This window comes from Streptomyces sp. CRN 30 (assembly GCF_034105845.1).
Map to the genome: position 1 here is coordinate 1 of NZ_JAVRHI010000250.1, position 6,580 is coordinate 6,580.

Annotated in this window: 5 protein-coding genes; 2 read left to right on the forward strand and 3 right to left on the reverse strand. The window is 74.7% G+C overall.

All coding sequences use genetic code 11. The features are described 5' to 3' along the window. From UW392_RS26300 to UW392_RS26310, 3 genes are all read right to left on the reverse strand, one after another. Positions 1-656 (reverse strand): SRPBCC family protein (locus UW392_RS26300; RefSeq protein WP_320777605.1); only part of this gene is annotated, 656 nt, incomplete at its 3' end. A gap of 76 nt (positions 657-732) precedes the next feature. Then, positions 733-2,400 carry a polyamine aminopropyltransferase gene (locus UW392_RS26305; protein ID WP_320777606.1) on the reverse strand — a complete coding sequence of 556 codons (1,668 nt, stop codon included), beginning with the start codon at positions 2,398-2,400 and terminating at the stop codon, positions 733-735. A 200-nt stretch (positions 2,401-2,600) separates the two neighbouring features. Next, positions 2,601-3,119, reverse strand: a complete 519-nt coding sequence (locus tag UW392_RS26310; protein WP_320777607.1) for a DUF2617 family protein — start codon at positions 3,117-3,119, stop codon at positions 2,601-2,603. 972 nt (positions 3,120-4,091) lie between these two features. Here UW392_RS26310 and UW392_RS26315 point away from each other — a divergent pair. Together UW392_RS26315 and UW392_RS26320 are read left to right on the forward strand one after the other, a co-directional pair. Continuing rightward, positions 4,092-5,315 (forward strand): pyridoxal phosphate-dependent aminotransferase, encoded by a 1,224-nt coding sequence (locus UW392_RS26315; RefSeq protein ID WP_320777608.1) that lies wholly within the window; start codon positions 4,092-4,094, stop codon positions 5,313-5,315. 70 nt (positions 5,316-5,385) lie between these two features. Beyond that, the coding region (locus tag UW392_RS26320; protein WP_414496700.1) for a hypothetical protein at positions 5,386-6,580 on the forward strand (1,195 nt) is incomplete at its 3' end.

A 6,580-nucleotide genomic window follows, 5' to 3' on the forward strand; every position in this document is an offset into this window, starting at 1 on the left:
GGTTCCTCCGGCGGGCCGGCGAGGCCGCCGGCCGCGAAGTCGTCCGGAGCGGGGCCGCTCGCGGCGAGGCCGCCCGGGGCCGGGCCGGTCTCCGCGTCGGGGGCCGGGGAGGGCTGCGGGACCTCGGCGTCGTCGTCGGGCACGGACATCGGCTCAGTCCCGGCGGACGCCCCGGTTCCCGGCTGCTCCTGCCGCTCCTGCCGCACCTGCTGCACCTGCTGCGCGGCGTCCTCGTCGGAGACCTTCGCGAGGTTCTCCGCGGACCGGTTCAGCAGCCGCGCCACCGCCGTGGACACCGCGTCGGGGGGCAGGTCCGCGACCCGGCCGTCCGCCGTCGCCGTACCGGTGAAGGCGAGGGTCGTGCCGCCCTCGGCCGCGAGGAACCGCACGGTGAGGCGCAGCTTCACCGAGCCGCTGCCGCGGACCTCCGTCCCGTCGCCCTCCACCGTGCAGGAGCCGTCGTCCCGCTCGGCGACGCGGAGGGCACCGCGGTAGGTGATGGAGTGCCCGGCGACGCGCACCTTCAGGCGTCCGGCCACCGGGGCCGCACCCGCCTCCTGCTGGAGCCCGGGAACCGCTCGGGCCACGCGTCCGGGATCGGACAGGGCCGCCCTGAGCCGGTCCGCCGGAACCGGAACGAACACCTCATGCTCCATGTCAGCCGAGCCTACCCACGCCGCCCGCGCTCGCACCCGTACATACGCGGATTCCCCGCGCCGCGCCTCCCTCGTCTCACCCCGCGTACCGCGGATGCACGAGCGTCGAGGGCGGCAGGCCCCGTACGCGCGTCGCCTCGGCCCGCCGGGCGCCCGCCGCCGGCGCACCGCGCGTCAGCGCGCGCGGGCCGCCGGGCAGCGCGTGCGACATGCCGGGGTCCGGCCGTCCGCCCGCGGGTCCGGACGCCAGGACGAACCCCCAGTCCCGTGGCGGCCGGGACGCCCCCGCCGTACGGTCCGGGCCCGTCACGAACGCGGACACGCGCCCGCCCACCCGGTACGGCGTCGTCCGCAGCCCGCACGCCCGGATCGTCGCGTCGACCGTCCAGAAGGCGCGCGGCCGGTCCTCCGCGGGACCGGCGTGCACCACGAGGCGGCCGCGGGGTGCGAGGACCTCGCGGGCCATGCCGTAGAACTCCTGCGAGTACAGCTTCGCGTTGGCCGTGATCCCCGGGTCGGGCAGGGTCGCGACGATCACGTCGTACGCCGCCGGGGGCGCCGAGCGCAGATAGGCGAAGGCGTCCGCGGTGCGCACGTGGACGCGCGGGTCGTCGTACACGTGACCGTTGAGCGCGGCGAGCGCCGGGTCGGAGCGGGCCAGCCGGAGGACACCGGGGTCGGCGCCGGCCACGTCGACCCGGCGCACGTCCGGGTACCGCAGCACCTCGCGGACCGCGAGGCCCTCGCCGCCGCCGAGGACGAGCACGCGCGCGTGGGGGCCGTTCATCGCGGGGTGGACGAGGGCCTCGTGGTAGCGGCGCTCGTCGCGGCTGCTGAAGCGCAGCCGGCCGTCGAGATAGAGGGCGAGCGGCCGGCCGTGCGTGCCGCCGGTGAGGACGGCCTCCTGGACGCCGGTCCGCAGCACGACCCGTACGTCGGCGCCGTAGACGGCCCGGCGGGCCGCCCGCTCGAAGTCGTCGACGTGCACCGCGGCCGTGGCGAGGAGCGCGAGGACGAGGACGTTGACGGCGACGAGGCACAGGCGGCAGCGGTGGCGCAGGTCTCCGCGGAACAGGCCGAGGACGAGGGTGGCCCCGGCCAGCGCGTTGACCGCGCCGGTGAGCAGGGCGCCGGTGAGCTGGCCGAGCCAGGGCAGCAGCAGGAAGGGGAAGGCCAGGCCCCCGACGAGCGCGCCCACGTAGTCCGCGGCGAACAGGTCCGCCACCGCGCCGCCCGCGTCCTGGCGGCGGACGCGCTGGATGAGCTCCATCAGCAGGGGCACCTCGGCGCCGATGAGGACGCCGATGGCGAGGGAGAAGGCGACGAGGACGCAGCTCGGTCCGTCCGTCCACATCCCGCCCCACTCGCCCGTCCAGGCGAACACCGCGTACAGGGCCATCGCGCTGCAGCCGCCGACCAGGGCGAGGGCGGCCTCGATGAGGCCGAACGCGGCCGCCGCGCACCAGCGGAGCCGCTTCGCGACGAGGGAGCCGACACCCATCGCGAAGACCATCACGGAGAGGACGACGGAGGCCTGGGTGACCGAGTCGCCTATCAGGTACGAGGCGAGCGCGACGAGCTCCAGCTCGTACACGAGTCCGCAGGCCGCGCAGACGAAGACGCAGCTCAGAACGGCGAGTCGGCCGGTGCCCTGACGGACGGGCAGCCCCGCCCGGCCGCCTCCGCCCGCGCCGCTCCCCGGCGTCGGAGCGCCGGGCGGTGCGGGGGCGCGCGACTCGATCACGCTGGGAACGCTACGTCACGCCCGGTGGGCACTACGTCACCCACACGTGTGGAGATACCGCCGTATGGAGCAACGGCGTCAGCGGGGGGAGCGCCCGCCCCGCCCGCACACCGTTCGACCCGCGCCACCGACCACGCCGTCGTCCCGCCGCCTGCGCCGTCGTCCCGCCACCGCCTCGCCGTCGTCCCCGCGGCACCGCCCTACACCGCCGCCGGCACCCGCACCCCCGCCCGCGTCCTGGTGGCCACCAGCTGGCCGTCCTGCGGGTACGCGTGCCAGGTGCGCCAGTGCACCTGGCCCTGGTGGCACTGGGCGAGCATCGCGGTGAAGGCGTGCGGGCTGCCGGGGAAGACGCCCGCGAGGCCGTGCGGATGGTCGGAGACCAGGGCCAGCAGCTCCTGGGCGCGGCCCGCGAAGCAGCCCGGCGGGAGCACCTCCACCCGCGCGGCGAACTCGTACTCCCAGTCACCGACCCGCTTGGCCACGCCGAGCGGCAGCGGTGTGCTGGAGCCCGGCATGCACGCGACGGTCTCCGAGCACAGTCCCCTCTCCTCTTCCAGGAGCACCTGGTGCGAGGCGCCGAGCAGTCTCAACTGCAGGCGCGCACCGGCGAGTTCCAGGTCGAGGACGGCGAGCGCGGGCAGCGGCTCGCGGCCCAGGGCCCAGGCGAGGTCGGCCGCACTCGTATCGGTGTAGGAGGTGTTCAGGGTCGTGAGCATGGATCGGCTCCGCAAGCACGCAAAGAGTGGAGTGGTCCGGCGCGCCCCGATCGGCCCCGGGCAATGGCCCGGTCAGCCAGTTGGATGGGGACGTCCGTCTCGGTCTGATCAGCCCGGTCAGACCTTTGGGGAGAGGACGTCCGGGGGCTGCGTCGGTGATTTATAGGGAATCATGAACTGTGGCGCCGCCACAGCGTTTTTACCCATCTTCGTAGGGGTTCCATCCCCCCGAGGGCTCCCCAGCTCAACTGTTCAACCGGGCGTGCGCCCACTACGTCGGAGTGCTCCCAGTGCGCCCGGTTACCCGCTGATACGCGTGAGCACCTCCCCGCGCACCCAGGTCCCAGCGGACGACTCGCAGCACACGCCCCCGGCGAGCGCCTCGCCCCACGCCGGGCGCCCCGCCGGAAGGTCCCACCTCCCGACGGGGCGCCGCGCACAGCCGGTACCGACAGCGCCACCGCGTCACCGCGTTGACGCGTCACCGTGCGGCCGTCAGCTGCCTCCGCCGCAGCCACCGCCACCCCCGCAGGAGGACCCGCCGCCGCAGGAGTGTCCACCGCCCGACGAGCCACCGCCGTCACTCGAGGAGCTCCCCGAGTCGTATCCGCCACCGGACCCGCAGCCGCCGCCGGACCCGGAGCCCGAGCCGGAGCCGCTGTCACCCGCCCACCAGCTGCGGCGGCGCGCGTTCCGCGAGCCCGGACGACGCCCGTACGCCACCGCCACCCGTGCCCGCGACATGCTCCGGTTGACGGCCACCACGGCCACCCCCACGACGCAGACGACCGCCAGGATGATGCCGATCACCGCGAGAGCCATGGCGTCACCCACCTTTCTTCCCCCGAAGCGGTCCTCCCCGAGGCCCCCCGTGGGCTCGGAACCGGTCCCCCGCTTCTTGCGTGCACCGGTGATGCCCTCCGCCCCATCGGGCCAAAGCAGAGTTGAGGAACTCCAGAGCTTCGGCGCAGGATGGCGGCCATGACCTCCAGCCCGCACCAGGCCCGCACCTCCGCACGTCCCCCGCTGAACCGCCGGCTCGCCGAGTTCGGTACGACGATCTTCGCCGAGATGTCGGCGCTGGCCCTCAGCACCGGGTCCATCAACCTGGGCCAGGGCTTCCCCGACACCGACGGTCCGGAGGAGGTCCGCGAGGCCGCCGTGCGGGCGCTGCGCGACGGGCGGGGCAACCAGTACCCGCCCGGCCCCGGCGTCCCCGAACTGCGCGCGGCCGTCGCGGCGCACCAGGAGCGGCTGTACGGGCTGTCGTGGGACGCCGACACCGAGGTGCTCGTCACGGCGGGCGCGACGGAGGCCATCGCCGCCTCGCTGCTGGCCCTGCTGGAGCCCGGGGACGAGGTGGTCGCCCTGGAGCCGTACTACGACTCGTACGCGGCGTGCATCGCGATGGCGGGCGCGCGGCGGGTGCCGGTCACGCTCCGGCCGCACGTCGGCGAAGAGGGCGCCTCCTTCCGGCTGGACCTGGACGAGCTGCGGGACGCCGTCACCGACCGCACCCGGCTGCTGCTGGTCAACACCCCGCACAATCCGACCGGCACCGTCCTGACCCGTGCGGAGCTCGCGGCGATCGCCGAGCTGGCCGTGGAGCGCGACCTGCTGGTCGTCACCGACGAGGTCTACGAGCACCTGGTCTTCGACGACGCCGAGCACGTACCGCTCGCGACGTTCCCCGGCATGCGGGAGCGGACCGTGAGCATCGGCAGCGCGGGGAAGACTTTCTCGTTCACCGGGTGGAAGGTCGGCTGGGTGACGGGCGCGCCGGCCCTGGTGTCCGCGGTGCGGTCGGCGAAGCAGTTCCTGACGTACGTCTCGTCCGGGCCCTTCCAGTACGCGGTGGCCGAGGCGCTCGCGCTGCCCCAGACGTACTTCGACGCGTTCCGCGCGGACATGCGGGACAGGCGGGACGTGCTGGCGGCCGGGCTCGCGGAGGCCGGGTTCGAGGTGTTCCGCCCGGCCGGCACGTACTTCGTCACCACCGACATCCGGCCGCTCGGCGGCGGGCCGGACGGCTTCGCCTTCTGCCGCGCGCTGCCGGAACGGGCCGGTGTGGTCGCCGTCCCGAACGCCGTCTTCTACGACGACCGTGAGGCCGGTGCGCCGTTCGTGCGGTTCGCCTTCTGCAAGCAGGTGGAGGTGTTGCAGGAGGCGGTCAAGCGGCTCAAGACGGCCTTCTAGCGACACATTTCGGGCCATTACTGGCGTGTAAAGCTGGCAAATCCGATTTACCGGACGCATGGTTCCGGGTGTGACTTCTGTCCGCACCGTCCCGGCGCAGGCTCAGGAGGGCGCCCGGCGACCATCCGGCCGCGCCCGCTCCGTGCCCGAGCGGCCGCCCGCGGTCGTGCAGGCCCTCGGGCTCTTCCTCGCCGCCCGGCTCACCGGCGTCGCCGCCGTCGTCGCGCTGGCCCGGGGCGCGGACCGGGACCCGTTCGACGTACTGGCGCGCTCCTGGGACTCGGTCTGGTACCTGGGCATCGCCGAGAACGGGTACGGGACGGTGAAGCAGGCCTGGTTCGGGGTCGCCAACGACCTGGCCTTCTTCCCGCTGTACCCGGGGCTCGTGCGGGCGGTCACCGAGATCGCGCCGATCGGCGGCGGCGGGGCGGGACTCCTGGTGTCGTGGACGGCCGCCGCGGCCGCCGCCTGCGGGCTGTACGCGATCGGGGCCCACCTGTACGGCCGCGGGGTCGGGGTCGTCCTGGTCCTGCTGTGGGGGCTGCTCCCGCACTCCGTGGTGCTCTCCCTGGCGTACACCGAACCCGTGTTCACCGCCTTCGCGGCCTGGTCCCTGTACGCGGTGCTCACCGGGCGCTGGGTGTGGGCCGGCGCGCTGGCGGCGCTCGCGGGCGCGGCCCGGCCGAACGGGATGGCGGTGGCGGCGGCGGTGCTCGTGGCGGCGGTGTGCGAGGTGGTGCGGCGGCGCGGGCGGGGCGTGCCGCGCCGGCTGTGGGCGGGCGCCGCGCTGGCGCCGCTCGGCTGGTGCGGCTACGTGCTGTGGGTGGGGTCGCGTACGGGTGATCCGCTCGGCGGGTACTTCGCGGTGCAGAGCGGGTGGGGGTCGCGGTACGACTGGGGGGTGAGCGCCGTCCGGTTCGCCGGGGAGCGGCTGCTGAACGGGGGACGTGTCGAGTACGCCATGGCGATGGTCATCGTGGTGGTGACGGTCGTACTGTTCGCGCTGCTCGTCGCCGACCGGGCGCCGCTGGTGCTGCTGGTGTACTCGGGCGTGCTGCTGCTGATCGCGGTCGGCGGCTCGGGGTTCTTCGCGTGCAAACCGCGCTTCCTGCTGCCGGCGTTCCCGCTGCTGCTGCCCGTCGCGCGGGCGCTGGTACGGACGGCGCGAGCCCGGCCCTGGCACGCGACCGTGGTGGTCGCCGCCCTGGCCGGGCTCTCGTTCTCCTACGGGGCGTTCCTGGTCGTGCACGGTCGCACGTCCCTGT